Source organism: Peribacillus sp. QJM3NY_7, from assembly GCF_056173225.1.
In genome coordinates, this window is the sequence record NZ_CM149663.1 from 1,068,712 (window position 1) to 1,084,784 (window position 16,073).

The 16,073-nt window shown below is 42.1% G+C and carries 21 protein-coding genes; 14 read left to right on the top strand and 7 right to left on the bottom strand.

Annotated elements, in window-relative coordinates:
- Positions 1-51: 51 nt before the first annotated feature.
- The 4 genes from AC0VX1_RS05050 to paaX all read left to right on the top strand — a co-directional run bounded on the left by AC0VX1_RS05050 (position 52) and on the right by paaX (position 3,940).
- Positions 52-924 (top strand): 3-hydroxyacyl-CoA dehydrogenase, encoded by an 873-nt coding sequence (locus AC0VX1_RS05050; RefSeq protein ID WP_475470196.1) that lies wholly within the window; start codon positions 52-54, stop codon positions 922-924.
- Positions 921-2,129, top strand: coding sequence for an acetyl-CoA C-acyltransferase (locus tag AC0VX1_RS05055; RefSeq protein ID WP_475470197.1), 1,209 nt, complete (start codon positions 921-923; stop codon positions 2,127-2,129). The genes AC0VX1_RS05050 and AC0VX1_RS05055 overlap by 4 nt, the downstream gene beginning before the upstream one ends.
- A gap of 67 nt (positions 2,130-2,196) precedes the next feature.
- Positions 2,197-2,973 (top strand): enoyl-CoA hydratase-related protein, encoded by a 777-nt coding sequence (locus tag AC0VX1_RS05060; protein ID WP_475470199.1) that lies wholly within the window; start codon positions 2,197-2,199, stop codon positions 2,971-2,973.
- 85 nt (positions 2,974-3,058) lie between these two features.
- A complete protein-coding gene (gene paaX / locus AC0VX1_RS05065; protein ID WP_095391064.1) occupies positions 3,059-3,940 on the top strand; it encodes a phenylacetic acid degradation operon negative regulatory protein PaaX in 882 nt (293 codons plus the stop codon).
- Between the two features lie 64 nt (positions 3,941-4,004).
- Here paaX and AC0VX1_RS05070 read toward each other — a convergent pair whose 3' ends face one another.
- Positions 4,005-4,517, bottom strand: a complete 513-nt coding sequence (locus AC0VX1_RS05070) for a gamma carbonic anhydrase family protein (protein ID WP_034314889.1) — start codon at positions 4,515-4,517, stop codon at positions 4,005-4,007.
- A gap of 82 nt (positions 4,518-4,599) precedes the next feature.
- Here AC0VX1_RS05070 and AC0VX1_RS05075 point away from each other — a divergent pair, with 82 nt between their 5' ends.
- Positions 4,600-5,565: an NAD(P)H-dependent flavin oxidoreductase gene (locus AC0VX1_RS05075; protein WP_413009352.1), complete on the top strand. Its 966-nt coding sequence runs from the start codon at positions 4,600-4,602 to the stop codon at positions 5,563-5,565.
- 347 nt (positions 5,566-5,912) lie between these two features.
- A complete protein-coding gene (locus AC0VX1_RS05080) occupies positions 5,913-6,524 on the top strand; it encodes a DedA family protein (RefSeq protein ID WP_328134924.1) in 612 nt (203 codons plus the stop codon).
- Positions 6,525-6,569: 45 nt separating this feature from the next.
- Here AC0VX1_RS05080 and AC0VX1_RS05085 read toward each other — a convergent pair whose 3' ends face one another.
- Positions 6,570-6,716 carry a YjcZ family sporulation protein gene (locus AC0VX1_RS05085; RefSeq protein WP_475470202.1) on the bottom strand — a complete coding sequence of 49 codons (147 nt, stop codon included), beginning with the start codon at positions 6,714-6,716 and terminating at the stop codon, positions 6,570-6,572.
- A gap of 215 nt (positions 6,717-6,931) precedes the next feature.
- Between AC0VX1_RS05085 and AC0VX1_RS05090 the strand changes: the two genes are divergently transcribed.
- The 5 genes from AC0VX1_RS05090 (at position 6,932) to AC0VX1_RS05110 (ending at position 11,415) form a co-directional block, all read left to right on the top strand.
- Positions 6,932-7,675, top strand: a complete 744-nt coding sequence (locus tag AC0VX1_RS05090) for a metallophosphoesterase family protein (protein ID WP_475470204.1) — start codon at positions 6,932-6,934, stop codon at positions 7,673-7,675.
- Between the two features lie 98 nt (positions 7,676-7,773).
- Positions 7,774-7,902 (top strand): hypothetical protein, encoded by a 129-nt coding sequence (locus AC0VX1_RS05095; protein ID WP_255256801.1) that lies wholly within the window; start codon positions 7,774-7,776, stop codon positions 7,900-7,902.
- A gap of 206 nt (positions 7,903-8,108) precedes the next feature.
- On the top strand, positions 8,109-9,032 hold the full coding sequence (locus tag AC0VX1_RS05100) for a cation diffusion facilitator family transporter (protein ID WP_328134922.1): 924 nt from the start codon (positions 8,109-8,111) through the stop codon (positions 9,030-9,032).
- Positions 9,033-9,305: 273 nt separating this feature from the next.
- Entirely contained in the window at positions 9,306-9,995 is a 690-nt protein-coding gene (locus AC0VX1_RS05105; RefSeq protein WP_057275726.1) for a response regulator transcription factor, read from the top strand.
- Positions 9,985-11,415: a HAMP domain-containing sensor histidine kinase gene (locus tag AC0VX1_RS05110; RefSeq protein ID WP_223255832.1), complete on the top strand. Its 1,431-nt coding sequence runs from the start codon at positions 9,985-9,987 to the stop codon at positions 11,413-11,415. The genes AC0VX1_RS05105 and AC0VX1_RS05110 overlap by 11 nt, the downstream gene beginning before the upstream one ends.
- A 54-nt stretch (positions 11,416-11,469) precedes the next feature.
- Here the strand turns inward: AC0VX1_RS05110 and spx are convergent, their stop codons facing one another.
- Positions 11,470-11,865 (bottom strand): transcriptional regulator Spx, encoded by a 396-nt coding sequence (gene spx / locus AC0VX1_RS05115; protein ID WP_034314875.1) that lies wholly within the window; start codon positions 11,863-11,865, stop codon positions 11,470-11,472.
- Between the two features lie 247 nt (positions 11,866-12,112).
- Here spx and modB point away from each other — a divergent pair, with 247 nt between their 5' ends.
- Positions 12,113-12,766 carry a molybdate ABC transporter permease subunit gene (gene modB, locus AC0VX1_RS05120; RefSeq protein ID WP_095390974.1) on the top strand — a complete coding sequence of 218 codons (654 nt, stop codon included), beginning with the start codon at positions 12,113-12,115 and terminating at the stop codon, positions 12,764-12,766.
- Here the strand turns inward: modB and AC0VX1_RS05125 are convergent.
- Positions 12,728-13,210, bottom strand: a complete 483-nt coding sequence (locus tag AC0VX1_RS05125; protein ID WP_475471707.1) for a GNAT family N-acetyltransferase — start codon at positions 13,208-13,210, stop codon at positions 12,728-12,730. The genes modB and AC0VX1_RS05125 overlap by 39 nt on opposite strands.
- A 116-nt stretch (positions 13,211-13,326) precedes the next feature.
- Between AC0VX1_RS05125 and AC0VX1_RS05130 the strand changes: the two genes are divergently transcribed.
- Positions 13,327-13,818 (top strand): hypothetical protein, encoded by a 492-nt coding sequence (locus tag AC0VX1_RS05130; protein ID WP_475470209.1) that lies wholly within the window; start codon positions 13,327-13,329, stop codon positions 13,816-13,818.
- A 198-nt stretch (positions 13,819-14,016) separates the two neighbouring features.
- The gene (locus AC0VX1_RS05135) at positions 14,017-14,214 is read left to right on the top strand and encodes a cold-shock protein (RefSeq protein ID WP_028393295.1); all 198 of its coding nucleotides are present in this window, start codon (positions 14,017-14,019) and stop codon (positions 14,212-14,214) included.
- 68 nt (positions 14,215-14,282) lie between these two features.
- Here AC0VX1_RS05135 and AC0VX1_RS05140 read toward each other — a convergent pair whose 3' ends face one another.
- The 3 genes from AC0VX1_RS05140 to AC0VX1_RS05150 all read right to left on the bottom strand — a co-directional run bounded on the left by AC0VX1_RS05140 (position 14,283) and on the right by AC0VX1_RS05150 (position 16,031).
- Positions 14,283-14,450: a hypothetical protein gene (locus AC0VX1_RS05140; RefSeq protein WP_155727238.1), complete on the bottom strand. Its 168-nt coding sequence runs from the start codon at positions 14,448-14,450 to the stop codon at positions 14,283-14,285.
- Positions 14,451-14,569: 119 nt separating this feature from the next.
- Positions 14,570-15,007 (bottom strand): flavodoxin domain-containing protein, encoded by a 438-nt coding sequence (locus AC0VX1_RS05145; RefSeq protein WP_475470212.1) that lies wholly within the window; start codon positions 15,005-15,007, stop codon positions 14,570-14,572.
- Positions 14,979-16,031 (bottom strand): ribonucleotide-diphosphate reductase subunit beta, encoded by a 1,053-nt coding sequence (locus AC0VX1_RS05150; protein WP_061461932.1) that lies wholly within the window; start codon positions 16,029-16,031, stop codon positions 14,979-14,981. The genes AC0VX1_RS05145 and AC0VX1_RS05150 overlap by 29 nt, the downstream gene beginning before the upstream one ends.
- Positions 16,032-16,073: the final 42 nt, after the last annotated feature.

A 16,073-nucleotide genomic window follows, 5' to 3' on the forward strand; every position in this document is an offset into this window, starting at 1 on the left:
TCTGATTCACCCACAGCCAGCCCTATTTATTTTTGAAGGAGGAATGAACGAATGATTAGTAATCTAGTGGTCGTCGGATCTGGTGTCATGGGCAGGGGAATAGCTTATGTAGGAGCAATAGGGGGCTTTAATGTAATATTGGTGGATGTGAATCAGGATGCTTTGGAAAGTGCTAGAAACGAAATCCATTCCATTTTTGAAAAGGGTTTGCGCTACCAAAAGATTACCGAGGAAGAAGCGGCAGCTGCAAAAAGCAGATTTACCTATTCTGCCAATCTGAAAGAATCAGCAGCATATGCCGACTTGATTATAGAGGCAGTTCCGGAAAAGGCGGAAATCAAGAGGGCAGTCTTCGAAACGATTGAAATCCATGCAAAAGTAGATTGTTACTTTGCAACCAATACTTCCACGATGAGTCCGACGGAAATTGGTTCTTATGGAAAGCGTCCCGAAAAAACGATTGCCATGCATTTTTTCAATCCTGTACAAAAAATGCCGCTCGTTGAAATTGTACGTGGTCTTGAAACAAGCGATGAAACGGCAGCCATAATAAAAGAGGTAGCCGAAAAAATGGGGAAAGAGACCGTGGTCATAAATGAATTCCCTGGGTTTGTTACAAGCAGGATCAGCTGTTTGGTAGGTAATGAAGCGTTCTTTATGCTTCAAGAAGGCTTAGGAACACCAGAAGAAATCGATAAGGCAATAAAGTTAGGGCTGAATTACCCAATGGGACCATTTGAGCTAGGTGATTTGGTGGGATTGGATGCCCGCTTGAATAATTTAAAATATTTACATAGTAAACTGGGTGAGAAATACCGCCCGGCTCCCCTCCTTGAACAGTATGTTAAAGCTGGCAGGCTCGGCCGTAAGTCTGGTAAAGGTGTGTACGATTATACAAAAGACGGCGAGCTGGTGAGGAAATGAAGGATGTTGTGATCATTGATGCTGTGAGAACACCTATCGGAAGATATAAAGGCGCATTGAAAAGCGTTCGCCCGGATGACCTCGGCGCAATTGTAATCAAGGCGCTGATAGATCGCAATCCAGAGCTGCCGCCTGATCAAATTGAGGATGTCATCTTCGGGAATGCAAATCAAGCGGGAGAGGATAATCGCGACGTGGCCCGGATGTCCGCCCTCTTAGCTGGTCTTCCGGTAAATGTAGCTGGAACGACAATAAATCGTTTATGTGGATCCGGATTGGATGCCGTCATGTATGCTGCACGCTCCATTGCAGTCGGTGAAGGCGATATTTATATCGCAGGGGGTACTGAAAGCATGACAAGGGCGCCGTACGTCATGGCCAAACCTGAGAGTGAATTTCCGCGGGGTTCAATGGAGCTTCAGGATACAACGATCGGATGGCGTTTCACGAATGAGAAACTTAAAGAAATGTATGGTGCGGATTCCATGCCTCAAACGGCTGAAAACGTCGCCCTGCGTTTTTCTGTTTCAAGGGAGGACCAAGATCAATTCGCTTATCAAAGCCAGAAAAGGGCGAAAAACGCAGTGGAAAATGAGCGTTTCATTAATGAAATCGTACCTGTTCGATATACGGATCGAAAAGGGAATGAGGTCATTATCGAGAAGGATGAACACCCTCGTCCTGACACGACCATCGAAAAGCTGGAAAAACTCAAACCGATCTTTAAAGGCGGCACTGTAACCGCCGGTAATGCTTCAGGTGTAAATGATGGAGCCTCGGCACTGCTTTTGATGAGTGCAGAAAAAGCACGGGAGCTTGGATTGAAGCCTCTGGCCAAATATATTGTAGGGGCGGTAGCGGGCTTGGAACCGTCCATTATGGGCCTTGGCCCGATTCATGCCACTAAAAAAGCATTGGAGAGGGCAAGTTTGACGATTGAAGACATCGGGCTGGTGGAATTGAATGAAGCATTCGCTTCCCAATCCTTGGAGTGCATCCGCCAATTGAAATTGGATCAGGAGAAAGTGAATGTCAACGGCGGGGCAATAGCTTTTGGCCATCCGCTCGGTGCAAGCGGGGCGCGTATTTTAACAACACTCGTCCACGAAATGAAAAAACGGAAAGTACGCTATGGCCTTGCGACGATGTGTGTAGGCGTCGGCCAAGGCATATCCGCCATTATAGAAAATATCGATAAAGAATGATTAAGCGTATGGCCCTTATTAACTTTATCTGCATAAGGGTCATTTTTTCAAAAAGGGGAGGAGACTCATGTCCAAGGTTATTTATAAAGTGATAAATCAAATCGGCTATATAACAGTGAATCGGCCCGACGTATTGAACTGCTTCGACTATGAGACACTTTGTGAACTGCAGCAAGTCATCGATGCCGTTTATTATGACGGCGATATCCGTGTCGTCATTTTCACCGGTGCAGGGGAAAAAGCATTCAGCGCGGGAGCGGATTTGAAAGAAAGGAAGTCTTTGAATGATGCCGAAGTAAGAAGGAACGTTAAAGCGATTCGCGATGTTTTTAATAGTATCGCAGGGCTTCCGCAGCCGACAATGGCTGCCGTCAATGGATATGCATTGGGGGGAGGATTTGAATGGCTGCTTTCATGTGACTTTGCAATTGCTGCGGAAGGTGTTTCTTTGGGGCTCACTGAAACTAGCTGGGCCATTATTCCGGGAGCAGGCGGTACACAGCGGCTGCCGAGATTGATTGGGGAAATGAAGGCCAAGGAATTGATCTTCACCGCTAAAAAATTAACTGCGGAAGAAGCATGTCAATTAGGAATCCTTTTGAAGGTCGTACCAAGGGATCGTCTAATGTCAGCCTGTGAGGAATTGGCAGCCAATATCATGAAGAATGGGCCGATTGCAGTCAAACAAGCCAAATATGCGATTGACCAAGGAATGAATACGGACTTGCAAACGGGAATGGCCATAGAAGGAAAAGCCTATGAATTGACCATTCCGACTCAAGATAGATTGGAAGCGCTCCAGGCATTTAGTGAACGGAGAAAAGCGCGATTTACTGGCGAATAATATTGCGCTTTCATTTTAAATAGATATAATAATTATTATGTCTTCCGTGTGAAAATAGTAACAATGTTAGGACGAGGTGAGAAAGATAGGTACTAATACACAATCCATGATTTTTACGATATACGGCGATTATATCCGTAACTATGGAAGTAAAATCTGGATAGGCAGTTTAATTCGTTTGTTAAAGGAATTCGGCCATAATGAGCAGGGCGTTCGTGTAGCCGTTTCACGAATGGTCAAGCAAGGGTGGATTCAGTCAGAGAAGCAGGGAAATAAAAGCTATTATTTTTTGACTGATCGCGGTGTGCAGAGAATGGATGAAGCGGCCAATCGCATATATAAGATGAAACCGAATGAATGGGATGGTAAATGGCGCATCTTAATGTACACGATCCCTGAAGATAAGCGGCAATTACGGGATGATCTCCGCAAAGAATTATTATGGAGCGGGTTTGGCAGTTTTTCAAGTGGTTGCTGGATTTCCCCCAATGATTTGGAGAAGCAAATCAATCGCTTGATCGAGAAATATGACATAGATGAATATGTTGATTTTTTCATCTCGGAGTACAAAGGTCCAAAAGAAAACCAATCGCTTGTAGAGAAGAGCTGGCAATTAGAAGAGATTGAAAATAAATATGAAGAATTCATCGAGAAATACAGTAAACAATTCATCGTTCATCAAAGCATCATTAGCAGGGGCGAAATGTCCGATGCAGATTGTTTTGTGGAACGAACGAACTTGGTGCATGAATACCGTAAATTTTTATTCATCGATCCGGGCCTGCCAAAGGAACTTCTGCCTTCTAAGTGGAATGGGAATCATGCTGCTCTTTTATTTAGCCAATATTATCAAGTCTTGGCTGAACCAGCAAGCCGTTTCTTTGAAAGCGTATTTCAGGAAAACAATGATTTATGCCGGAAAGATGAAACCTATGATGCCAAGGACCATCCACTCATCATTAAGTGAAAAAGAGCTTCAGCCAGCCGTTAACGACGACTGGCCGGAGCTCTTTTCAAATTCCTTGCAATAATTAATCGAGTATCCCTTTGAAGTCTTTCCCTTTTTGAACATATGTATCGATGGAAAGTTGGATCAATTCAAGATCTTTATCATTCAATCGGCGAACCACTTTCCCCGGGGAACCAATGACCAGTGAACGTGGAGGTATGATTTTGCCAGAGGAAATCAGTGTGTTCGCTCCGACGATGCATTCTTCGCCAATCTCTACATTATCCAATATCGTTGAACCCATACCGATAATGGAGCGTTTGCCTATTTTACAGCCATGCAGGATGACATTGTGACCGACCGTCACTTCATCTTCAATGACAACCGGGCATCCTTCAAATAAATGAATGGTGGAATTATCCTGAATACTGCATTTTTCTCCTATTGTAATTGAATCTTCATCACCGCGCAGTACGGAATTAAACCAAATGGTCGAGTCTTTCCCAATCGAAACATCACCGATTAAATGAGCGCCGGGTGCCACGAAAACGGTATCATCAATGGATGGTTTTTTATTATTGTACGGAATAATCATAGTCTCGCTCCTTTTTTTAAAAAGTCAGAATTGTTTTTCTAATGAATATAGTATAACATTAAATTGACTGGGAGGGATGAAAGTGAAATATATTTGTGAACTTTTTGAGATAAAATATCCAATTATTCAAGGCGGCATGGGGAATATAAGCAATGCAAGTCTTGCGGCTGCAGTATCCAATGCAGGGGGCCTGGGAACAATAGGGTGCGGTACCATGACTCCTGAACAGGTAGAAGCCATCATTCTCGAAACCAAAGATAAAACCAATAACAATTTTGCGTTGAACATTCCAATAAACGTTAGTCCATATACAGATGAATTAGTGAATCTTGTCCTGAAGCATGATATACCTGTAGTTTCCTTATCTGCAGGGAATCCTGCCCCTTTCATTCCACTATTGCAAAAAAAGAATATAAAAGTGATTGCCATCGTTGCGTCGGTCAAGCACGCACAAAAAGCGCAAGAAGCAGGGGCAGATGTGCTGGTCGCGGAAGGGTTTGAAGCCGCCGGCATCAACTCGAACCTGGAAATGACGACGTTTTCACTCATTCCGCAAATCAGCAAGCATGTGACGCTTCCCGTTCTGGCCGCTGGAGGAATAGGCAATGGGCAGGGGCTGGCAGCTGCATTGATGCTGGGAGCTTCAGGCGTCCAATTGGGAACCAGGCTGATTGCTACACAAGAAGCACCGTTCCATCCGTCATATAAGCAGAAACTAATCGAAGCGATGGGCAATGATACAGTAATTTTGGGCAGATCATTTGGACAGGTCAGAAGGGTATTGAAGGACCCATATACCGAGAAAGTGCTGGATCTGGAGAAGCAGGGTCTGTCTCCTGTGAATTATCGTGAAATGACCTCTGAAGTCCATCATATTAATGGAGCGATGAATGGGGATGTTACCAATGGTTTTATGAACAGCGGCCAGGTTGCCGGATTGATTGACGATATACCCACGGTAAAGGAATTACTTGATGGCATGATGAAAGATGCCAAAAAACAAATGGAGGATGGATTGAGAAGGCTCTCTGCCCCTTTTATGATTTGAGAACTAAGGGTACCGATCTTGTTATGTGTACATATCTACCTATTTAGGGGCTATTCACTTGGTTAACTATATCGAATGCTTGAGGTCAATTCGTCCTCAAGTTTTTTTCGTTTCGGGGCCATCTGATATTCTATTATCGTTCTTCATACAAGCATAGTTCTGTAGTAAATAGCCCGATAACAAAACATGGACTCCATAAGAACATTGTTTTAGGATAACATTATGGGAAAATTGCGGGTTAACTTGTGATACAATGTAAAATGTCCTTTTTGACATCATGGGTGCCCGGATTCATTTTGGTGCACTCCTTTTTATATGTAATAAAAGTTAGAAAAGGGGAAACCTCAATGGAAACTTTAATAATGGATATGATTGAAGCGTTTAAATCTTTATCTTATTTCGGTGTTTTACTAGCTTTGACTTTTGAATTCATTCCTGCTGAAATAGTTTTGCCACTGGCAGGATACTGGGTTTACCAAGGTGATTTGAATTTATACTTGACTATCCTTGCCGGTTCGCTTGGTGGGGTAACGGGACCATTGACGCTTTATGCCTTAGGCAAGTATGGCGGGAGGCCGCTTGTATTAAAGTTCGGAAAATACTTTTTAATCAAAGATGAGCAGTTGAACAAAGCTGACCGCTTCTTTGAAAGGTATGGTGGGGGAATTGCCTTCTTTGGACGGTTTGTACCAGGTATTCGTACCGCCGTGTCGCTGCCATGTGGAATATTGAAAATGAATATTTGGAAATTCATCTTATATACCTATATGGCGATGCTTCCTGTTACAAGCGTTTATGTTTATTTAGGGTTTAAGTTAGGACCTAGATGGGAGCAGGCGGGAGCCATCTTTTCACAATATGCGAATTTCTTGCTTATCCCCATTGTACTTATAGTCATTTGGTTCATTATGAAGACTCGAAAACAAAAGCAAAGAGAAAAAATAAAAGTCAATCCATAACAAAAAAGGCGCCATGAACAGGCGCCTTTTTGATTTATGCCATTATTAGCAGCCGCCGCCGAATCCGCCGCCGAATCCGCCGCCGAATCCCCAACTGCATCCAATGATGATCAGCAAGATGAATAATACGATCAGCAATGCGAATCCGTTATCGAAACCGCCGCCACAACATTCGTTACCATTTCCACCCATTTGATTTCCTCCTCATATATATTATGAATTACATACCTAGCAAAACATCTTTACCGGGAATACTTCATACTATGTATTCTAGGCCGAAGTGTTTGCTTATTCATAAAAAATGGGCGTGGGCAAACCAAGGGATTAAGCCCGAATATTTTTTTGATTTCGTTTTGAATGTTATAATATACCATGTGGATTGTGGAGGAAGGGAGCTGAATTAAGTCATGAAATTTGCCATTATAACGGATGTGCATGGTAATGCTTCAGCGTTAAAAGCCGTCCTTAGGGATATTGATCAAAGGGAAGAAATAGATCGTCTCTATTGTTTGGGAGATATGGTTGGGATTGGCCCGGATACAAATGAAGTCCTTGAACTATTATTTTCAAGAAATGATTTATCGATGATAACTGGAAATCATGATGAAGCTGTCCTGGCCATCATTAACGGGGAGCCGCATCCGGACGGACATATTCATGTTAAGGAGCATCATGAATGGATAGCTGAAAGGATGCAGCGGAAATTCATAAATGAATTGGAAAAATTGCCTCGAACCATACATCATATCATTAATGATCACTCCGTTTACTTCACCCATTATCACATGGAACCGAAGAAATTGGATGAGCACATAAGCCAAAATCCATATAGTAAAATCGTTGAACCGAGTTTAAATAACTTGGAAATGCTTTTCAAAGATCAGCATCACGATTTAATAGGTTTCGGACATCATCATCCTATCCACCTTTATAAAAATGACCGAACGATATTCCTGAACCCTGGTTCTCTTGGCTGTAATGGCGAACCAGTCGCTCCTTATGCCATTGTTTCAATTGAAAATGCGGGTATTCAGGTAAAGCTTGAAAAAGTGGCCTATGATAATACATCGTTCCTGTCATCGTACCAAAGCTTACAAGTTCCAGAGCATGAATTCATTATAAAAGCCTTCCATGGCGGGCAGCAGGCCTAAGACGTTTATAAAAGATGAAGGTTGGGGAAATGTTGAGCATAAAGGTACATGCCTGCGGATACGCTAATAGGCAAACAATATGAAGCTGGAGGTAGGTCATGAAGGAAAATGAACAGGTAATTCAAGAGCAGGAAGAGATGGAACGGCATAGTCTTGTCTGTAATGATGAATTGTTTAATAAGGATCTGTATGCCATTGTCGATGATACGATGCAAGAGGAAAAATAAACGGGGAAAACGCTGCAGGAAATGTCTGTAGCGTTTATTTTTACTTTGAATTGGTTGAAGTCCGATTTTTATTTTTAGTAAAAAATCACTTCCTGCCCGTTTGATCGCTCTTTTTGCAGCCAGTGAATCCCTGAAGTGAATCATTTGAAACCATTCTGAATTTATCCCATACTATATATAAGTTTCAAATCGAGAGGAGGGATGGCATGGGACATCATCATGGTCACTCCCATGATCATGGGCACGGACACCACCATTCTAACAATAAAAAAGCATTGTTGGCATCTTTCTTATTAATCTCCACATTTATGATAGTAGAGGTCATTGGGGGATTCTTGACAAATAGTCTGGCTTTACTGTCGGATGCAGGTCACATGCTTAGCGATGCGGCAGCTTTAGGGCTTAGTTATACAGCGATAAGGTTGGGGGAAAGGAAAGCGACATCGTCCAAATCGTTTGGGTATAAACGGTTTGAGATCATTGCTGCTTGCTTGAATGGATTGACATTGATCATCATATCTGTATTCATTTTTTTTGAGGCAATTAAGAGGTTCCTGGATCCTCCTGAGGTTCAAAGCATGGGAATGCTAATGATTTCAATTATCGGCTTACTTGTTAATGTCATTGCCGCCTGGATTTTAATGAGCGGAGATAAGGAAGACAATCTGAATGTGCGAAGTGCTTTTTTACATGTCATTGGTGATATGCTTGGATCTGTGGGTGCCATTGCGGCCGCACTCTTGATTTATTTTTTCGATTGGGGAATTGCAGATCCGATTGCGAGCGTCATAGTCGCGATTTTAATTATTATCAGCGGTTTTAGGGTAGTGAGGGATTCTTTCCATATCTTGATGGAGGGTACACCAGATCAAGTCGATATGGATGAAGTGAAAGCATCCTTGGTAAAATTGGATGGTGTATCCGATGTCCATGATCTCCATATCTGGACGATCACTTCTGGTTTTTTGACAATGAGCTGCCATGTTGTCATAGATGAGAACGGTAATCACGATTCAGTTTTAGAAGAAGCGCAAAAACTACTTCATGATCAGTTTGGAATTGAACATAGTACGATCCAAGTGGAAAGGCAGGAAGCGGGCTGTCCCAATCCACATGAGACATGTAATTGAAAAGGCTGGCTCAGTTTAGAGCCAGCCTCTTTAGAGTGTAATGAGGAGCTTATGGTTTTTCTGTATGATTTTTACGATCACATAGCGGCATTCCTGTTAAAATGAATCGAGATCACTTACACAAAGTTACGAAGTGAAAATACCGGTTAATTTTACTGAGAACATAATCCTGACACATAAAAAGGGTAAAATTGAGAGAAAAGGCTTGGTGTTTTTTTATAGTTAGCATATACAAAATAATTCCACTATAATTCAGGAAGGAGGAATCCATATATGAAAAAAATTCTTGTAGTAGAAGATGAAATTGCCATATCGATGGTATTGAAAGCATATTTGGAGCGGGAAGGTTTTGATGTAGTCCAAGTTTACGATGGGCTAAAGGCCATTCCAGTGTTTGAAGAAACGAAGCCAGACCTTGTCCTGCTGGATGTCATGCTGCCGGGTAAGGAAGGCTGGGATATATTGAAGGAAATTCGGGAGGGCGATACATGTCCGGTTATCATGTTGACTGCACTGACAGATGTCGATTACAGATTATCGGGATTTAAGTCAGGTGCGGATGATTACATCTCCAAACCCTTCGTTGCTGAAGAAGTCGTGGCCCGGGTGCATGCCGTTTTAAGAAGATCATCATCGGTTGTTACGGAAGATGGTCATGTACACGAGTTTGGGAGTTTAATCATCGATGATCTGTCATATATGGTGCATTTGAATGGGGAAGAGATAAACTTGACGCCGCGTGATTTGTCTCTTCTCGTTTTTTTCGCTAAGCACCCTAATCAAATTTTCACGAGGGAACAGCTGCTCGACCAGGTGTGGGGCATGGATTATGACGGCAGTGACCGTGCGGTGGACCTGGCGATCAAACGTATCAGGAAGGCGATAGATGCATGGCCGGTAACTGAGGGGGAAATAAAAACATTGCGTGGATTGGGGTATCAATTGAGTGTCTATGAAAACTAAAAAAAGAACCACTTTACAACGCTATTGGACAAAGAGATACGTATTGACCTTGATTTCCGGTTTGATATTATTATCTGTTTTTTCCTTATGGTGGATGGAAAAAACGGCTTTGGAATATAGGCTCAGCCTTCTAAAGTACTTAGCGGATGAAACATCCGATCGGGCGATAAAGGAAAATGGCCAGATTGTCGTTGGTCCGATCCTTTCGGAAATTGTTGAGGAACGGGAGAAAATCCTCCATCTGAATCAACAGCCAATCATCTATATCGTCGATCCCGATGCCACCATCATATATACGATGCCGCAGTTGTATATCGATCCGGATGAAAATAAACTCCCGGACGTCATCATGAAAAATACGGAGTTGGTCCAGAAGGTCAAGATTTCCGACAACAAAGTATATGTCGTCAAATCCCCCATTACGTTCAATGATGAGACGAGAGGCTGGGTGGTCATTGCCCAGGAGGAAGGGGCATTGAAGGAAATCAACCAAGATCATGGTTTGTTGGCGATAATGATTGGAGGACTTCTGATTCTCGGAACGGGCGTCATTTATTTTCTTTCCAGGCAGATTTCGCGCCCCATCCAAGACGTAGCTAACGCCGCGGTCCAGGTTCGTGAAGGCAACTATGATATCCATTTCAAAGAGGAAGAGGAAATCAAGGAAGAAGAAATCTATGAACTGATAGAATCATTTAAGGAAATGACCAATCGATTGAAGGTCATGGAGAAGTTGCGGGCGGAATTGCTCGCGGGCGTAACCCATGATTTGAAAACGCCAGTCACTTCCATTAGCGGACTGATACAAGCGGTGAAAGATGATGTCGTCAAGGGAGAGCAAAGTAAGGAATTCCTCGATATTTCATTAAAGGAAACTCAGCGTTTACAAGGTATGATAGAGGATTTACTCAATTATAATGCCATATCGGCAGGCGCTTTTAAAATCCGGGTGCAAAAAGAGAATATCAATATATTCATCAAGGAAATCGCTTATCGCTGGCAGGTGACCCAAGATGATGATCAAGCGTTCGCTTTGGAGATAAGCGTTCCTGATGAACCGGTCTTTGGTCAAATTGATTCTTTGCGGATGCAGCAAATCGTCATTAACCTTTTGAATAATGCCAGACATGCACTTGACGGCAAAGGCAAAATAGCGATTCATCTTTATGAAAAGGATGAAGAAAGAATCTGCATTGATGTTCTGGACAGCGGGCGGGGGATTCCAAAGCATGAGCAACAATATGTGTTCGAACCATTTTATCGAGGCGAAAACAAAAAGTTGAAGGTACGCGGTTTAGGTTTGGGACTGCCATTCAGTAAGATGCTCGCAAAAGCGCAAAAGGGAGATCTTGTGCTTAAGGATAGCAATGAACAAGGCACCATCTTCACGATTGTCATAGAAAAAGCGGATCAAATATAAAAAAGGGTTGTCCTGGTAATGGACAACCCTCTTATTATGCAGAATGCTAACTAATTAAGCTAATTGGCTGATTGCCCGCCATAATTGTACATGACGGACCTTCCTTGGAAGGAAGCGTCCCATTTCCTCTTCATTATATCCTGCATGCAAGTTCTTATGGTCGAAAATGATCGGCCGGCGAAGTAAATCCGGGTTATCTTGAATAAGCTTGCAAAGATCATTAAGCGGTGTATTATTTATATCGATATTCAGGCTTTTGAATTTTTTGGAACGGGTTGAGATGATTTCATCTGTCCCGCCTTCCGTTTTACGTAAAATCTCTTTTATTTCCTCTATAGAAAGAGGCTGGGAATATAGGTTACGTTCATTAAAGGAAATTTCGTTCTTCTTAAGCCAAGCTTTTGCTTTACGACAGGCTAAACTGCTTGGAGTAGTATAAATTGTTACCATTAAAATCGACTCCTTCAAAGTTTTCAAGTTTATTGGAATGAAATTATTTTTATATTTGTGATACTCTTACTTTAACGTTTCTTTGTGTCAGCAAGATGTCAAGAAAAATAAACTTAAATGTTATTTTAAAAGGAAAGGGAGAAAATGAAATGAAATCTGCCTTTAATGAAAAAGAAACGGTTTGGGTAATGAAACCGAATAAGGACCTGCATATGACGATATTTAATAGTGGTGTGAGAGAAGTATCATGACAGGGGATTTTTGGTCACCAGTCAGGCTATCGATACAAGTTGCGGGACTGGCGGGTATCCTTGTTTTCATTTTAGGAATTTTCCTGGCACGAATGATGGCTAAAAAGCAATTCAGGGGAAGAGTCCTGTTGGAAACAGCGTTTTTATTGCCGCTTGTTTTGCCGCCGTCCGTCGTTGGTTTTTTATTGATCGTGATTTTTGGCAAGAATGGAATGCCGGGACAATTCATTGAAAGGGTTTTTGACCAGCCCCTGATGTTCACATGGTGGGCTGCGGTCATTGCATCTACAGTGGTAGCTTTTCCGCTAATGTACCAATCCGCTAAAACGGGCTTTGAAGGTATAGATGAAGAAATTGAAAATGCAGCAAGGGTTGACGGGGCCGGGGAGTGGAGGTTATTCCTGTTTGTAACCCTCCCATTGGCGGTCAAATCGATCGTCACAGGTGCCATCCTAAGTTCAGCGCGTGCGTTGGGGGAATTCGGGGCCACACTCATGTTTGCCGGAAACATTCCCGGACAGACACAAACCATACCGACCGCGATTTATATCGCCATGGACTCCGGGAATATGACATTGGCCTGGCTATGGGTTGCCGTAATCATTGTCATTTCATTCATTATGCTTTTTATCGTGACATACATAAAATGAATGCTGTTTTTCGTATATGCTTATGAATAAGCGAGGTGCGGCTTCTACGTCCTCTTTATGGGTGAATCCGTTTTTTTCGTAAAGATTTCGTGCGGGAATGTTCATTTTACCGGTCGAAACGGATATCTTTTCCAAGTCGACGTGTAGTAATTGGAGAGCATGTAACAATGCGTCCGCAATACCCTGCCGAAAATAATCAGGATGGACAACCATTCGGCAAATCAGCAATTGGCCATTCTCTTTTGTATAAGATATGGCACCAGCTAAGGCATCACCCTTTAAATAGCATAAAAACGTTTCATGGCAATGTATGAATTGGTCATATGTTTCCAATAGAGGAGGTATATCGGCAAAACCGATCATTTCCGCTTCCACCTTATAGGATTCTTTCTGCAGTTTAAATAGCTGCTGGCCATAGTCTGATTCCAGGTCCCGAATTCTCATGATCAAATCCTATCACTCCTTTTCATTACATTATAATGGAAGAGGGGGATTATTGTTTCTAATCAGTCTGTGTTATAATCGACAAACAATATGAACTAATGAAATGAGGAAGAAATTTGTTAACATTTGAAGAAAAATTGAGCATCATTGAAACTTTTCCGGAATTACAGCGAAAAGACGTTTCATTGGGACGTGTGAACTTCCATTATCCAGATAGCGTCCAGGAGAAAAAGATCGTCGTTCAGCACTTGCATCCCAATGGAAATGGGTTCGTTTACGCAGGGCATATGAGAAAAAAAGACACTGACCGTAAAGGATTTATCAATATACGTGACTATAATGAAGCGGAATTAAAAGAATTGATTCAAAAAAGCATGGATTATCTTTCTGAACCTCCTGTTGAAATCGAAGAAGAGGAAAACGAGTTCGCTAGGTTGGAAGGAACATGGATTGGCCGTGAAAAGCAAGAGCTTTCACTTGAAAGGGAAGATCAGCTTTGGAACGTGTATTCAGGCTCGAATCTTGAGGAGTGTTTCGAGAGTCCAGTAGAGGCGGAGCGCTACTTATTGGACGAAGGTTTCCGTCAAAGCAAGAAGAGGAATATGTAGAATTTTAGGATAATTTGTCGGTGGAATTACTGCGATAATCTTGTTTTTTTTGGATTTTCCATGATATAATATGAGTAATTATTTTTGTTCGGAATAAGTTTGATAGAAGGATTTACTGTTATAGGATTCCTCTTGAAACATTATCCAGAACCAAAAATAGTAATAAAATGGATTTTTCCAAACACAGGAGGAACTATCATGGTACAAGGTAAAGTAAAATGGTTTAACGCAGAAAAAGGTTTCGGTTTCATCGAAGTTGAAGGCCAAGACGATGTATTCGTACATTTCTCAGCTATCCAAGGCGAAGGCTTCAAAACGCTTGAAGAAGGCCAAGAAGTTTCTTTCGAAATCGAGCAAGGCGCTCGTGGACCACAAGCAGCTAACGTTCAAAAATAATTGAACGCATATAAAAAAAGACTCCGATACTGGAGTCTTTTTATTTTCCCCTGTAAGGGAAACCACGTTTATTCTTCTTTTTTTTCGGCCATTTCCCTTAATACTTTGTCCAATTTTTCCTCAATCCGTTTAGAACGATTAAAATGCCCTGCCAGGTAAAAAACGATGAATATAACGAATACGACAAGCACTAGCATAAACAGGATAGGCAGGAACTGGGTTAAATTTTCAGTCATTGGATATTATCCCCTTTTTATTCCATTATACTTCATGCTTACCGCTGCTATGATATAGGGAGACAAATTTTTAAAAAAATACTAAAAGGTGATATGCGAAAACGCATATCACCTTTTAGTCAGTTCTGGAATAGCGAGGCGAACTTGTGAAGTCTGGGCAAGTCTGATTCTTGATACATCTGTTCTATCTTCAATGTCACCAATAACTGGCTTTTGGCAAATAACATATCCCGGAAATGATCGACCGCCCCACAAAAATGATTATAATTGGTTTCGCCAGTGCCGAAGACTCCCGTTTTCAGGCGAGCAATAGGCAACTGTTCCAGTTCTTTATAAAAGGCTGCTGATTTAGCGGGAAGCTCCCCATTGCCCCATGTATAGGTGCCGACGATCAAGGCATCGTAATCCGGCAATGTACGTAAATCGAATTCATTCATTCGATATAGGAAAGCCTCAGGTAAAAGGGCAGCGAGGGCTTCGGCAAGCGCTTTTGTATTGCCGCCGGCAGAATGATAGACAATGGCGATTTTACAGCTCATCGAACCCATTGCTGGCATTTACTTGACTGTAAGTCCTTGACTTCTGTTCGAAGAAATCGGTTTTGGTAAGGCCGATGGATTCATCATCGAACGTTTTGATCCAAGGCATCGGGTTTTCACTATACTCTTTATACAAGTTTTCAAGGCCTAGCATGCGAAGCCGTTTGTTGGCGATATATTCGATGTATTCGTTGAACTCTTCCAAATCGAGATCGGCTTTGGTTTGGATATCTTCAAGCATATATTCAGACCATTCCTTTTCGAGTTCGACGGCTTTTTCAATCGTTTTATAGATGAATTTCGTGTTTTCTTCATTATTTAACTCTGGATATTCATACATCAAGATTTGAACGAGCATGCCAATGAAATCGAAATGGACCATTTCATCGCGATGGATATAGGATATCATCGTAGCCGAGCCGGTCATAAGGTTCTGGCGTCCTAAATTATAATAGAAGGCGAAAGCCAGGTAGAAATAAATCCCTTCGAGGTTCGTTGAATGGATCAGTGCCTCGAATAAATGCTGAGGGCTTGGATCATCCACGAACTTTTGATAGGCATCTACGATCGGTTGATTACGCTTAATCACTTCCGGATGTTCTTTAATGCGGTCGAAAAGCTGTTTTTGCTTGCCTACCGGTATCAGGGAAGCAAGGATATAGGAATAGGATTCATTATGGATGGATTCCTGCTGGGCCATGTTTGCCAGGATAGCTTTTGCCGCAGGATCCTTTATATACCGAAGGATTTCTACTAAAGTAGGCGTTTGTAGACTGTCCATTCCAGCAATCATCGTAAGGATATCAAGAAAAGCGTCCTGGATATCTTCGTCCAATTCTCCCCACTGCTTTTTATCCTGAATCATGTTCACGCTCGAAGGCTTCCAAAAGTTATTGATGAGCTGTGTATAGGTATCATAGAATTTCTCATACTGAATATCGTTCCAAAGGAGAAAGCCTGAAGCTTCTCCTTTGAAAACACCGGTTGCCTTTGTTGGATGCGTTGGTTCCAGCATCCGGATCTTTTTTATATGATTGGTCATTCGTGAAAACTCCTTTAAGAATAGATTACTAAGGGTTTGATC

Bases quoted from the DNA above. Each gene is read 5' to 3' on its own strand.
- AC0VX1_RS05085 (WP_475470202.1), bottom strand. From the start codon at position 6,716: ATGGGTGGAAATGGTAACGAATGTTGTGGCGGCGGTTTCGATAACGGA.
- modB (WP_095390974.1), top strand. From the start codon at position 12,113: ATGACAGGGGATTTTTGGTCACCAGTCAGGCTATCGATACAAGTTGCG.
- AC0VX1_RS05070 (WP_034314889.1), bottom strand. From the start codon at position 4,517: ATGATTATTCCGTACAATAATAAAAAACCATCCATTGATGATACCGTT.
- AC0VX1_RS05145 (WP_475470212.1), bottom strand. From the start codon at position 15,007: ATGCCAGCAATGGGTTCGATGAGCTGTAAAATCGCCATTGTCTATCAT.
- AC0VX1_RS05080 (WP_328134924.1), top strand. From the start codon at position 5,913: ATGGAAACTTTAATAATGGATATGATTGAAGCGTTTAAATCTTTATCT.
- AC0VX1_RS05095 (WP_255256801.1), top strand. From the start codon at position 7,774: ATGAAGGAAAATGAACAGGTAATTCAAGAGCAGGAAGAGATGGAACGG.
- AC0VX1_RS05105 (WP_057275726.1), top strand. From the start codon at position 9,306: ATGAAAAAAATTCTTGTAGTAGAAGATGAAATTGCCATATCGATGGTA.
- AC0VX1_RS05090 (WP_475470204.1), top strand. From the start codon at position 6,932: ATGAAATTTGCCATTATAACGGATGTGCATGGTAATGCTTCAGCGTTA.
- AC0VX1_RS05100 (WP_328134922.1), top strand. From the start codon at position 8,109: ATGGGACATCATCATGGTCACTCCCATGATCATGGGCACGGACACCAC.
- AC0VX1_RS05140 (WP_155727238.1), bottom strand. From the start codon at position 14,450: ATGACTGAAAATTTAACCCAGTTCCTGCCTATCCTGTTTATGCTAGTG.
- AC0VX1_RS05055 (WP_475470197.1), top strand. From the start codon at position 921: ATGAAGGATGTTGTGATCATTGATGCTGTGAGAACACCTATCGGAAGA.
- AC0VX1_RS05150 (WP_061461932.1), bottom strand. From the start codon at position 16,031: ATGACCAATCATATAAAAAAGATCCGGATGCTGGAACCAACGCATCCA.
- AC0VX1_RS05110 (WP_223255832.1), top strand. From the start codon at position 9,985: ATGAAAACTAAAAAAAGAACCACTTTACAACGCTATTGGACAAAGAGA.
- AC0VX1_RS05060 (WP_475470199.1), top strand. From the start codon at position 2,197: ATGTCCAAGGTTATTTATAAAGTGATAAATCAAATCGGCTATATAACA.
- AC0VX1_RS05135 (WP_028393295.1), top strand. From the start codon at position 14,017: ATGGTACAAGGTAAAGTAAAATGGTTTAACGCAGAAAAAGGTTTCGGT.
- AC0VX1_RS05125 (WP_475471707.1), bottom strand. From the start codon at position 13,210: ATGAGAATTCGGGACCTGGAATCAGACTATGGCCAGCAGCTATTTAAA.
- spx (WP_034314875.1), bottom strand. From the start codon at position 11,865: ATGGTAACAATTTATACTACTCCAAGCAGTTTAGCCTGTCGTAAAGCA.
- AC0VX1_RS05050 (WP_475470196.1), top strand. From the start codon at position 52: ATGATTAGTAATCTAGTGGTCGTCGGATCTGGTGTCATGGGCAGGGGA.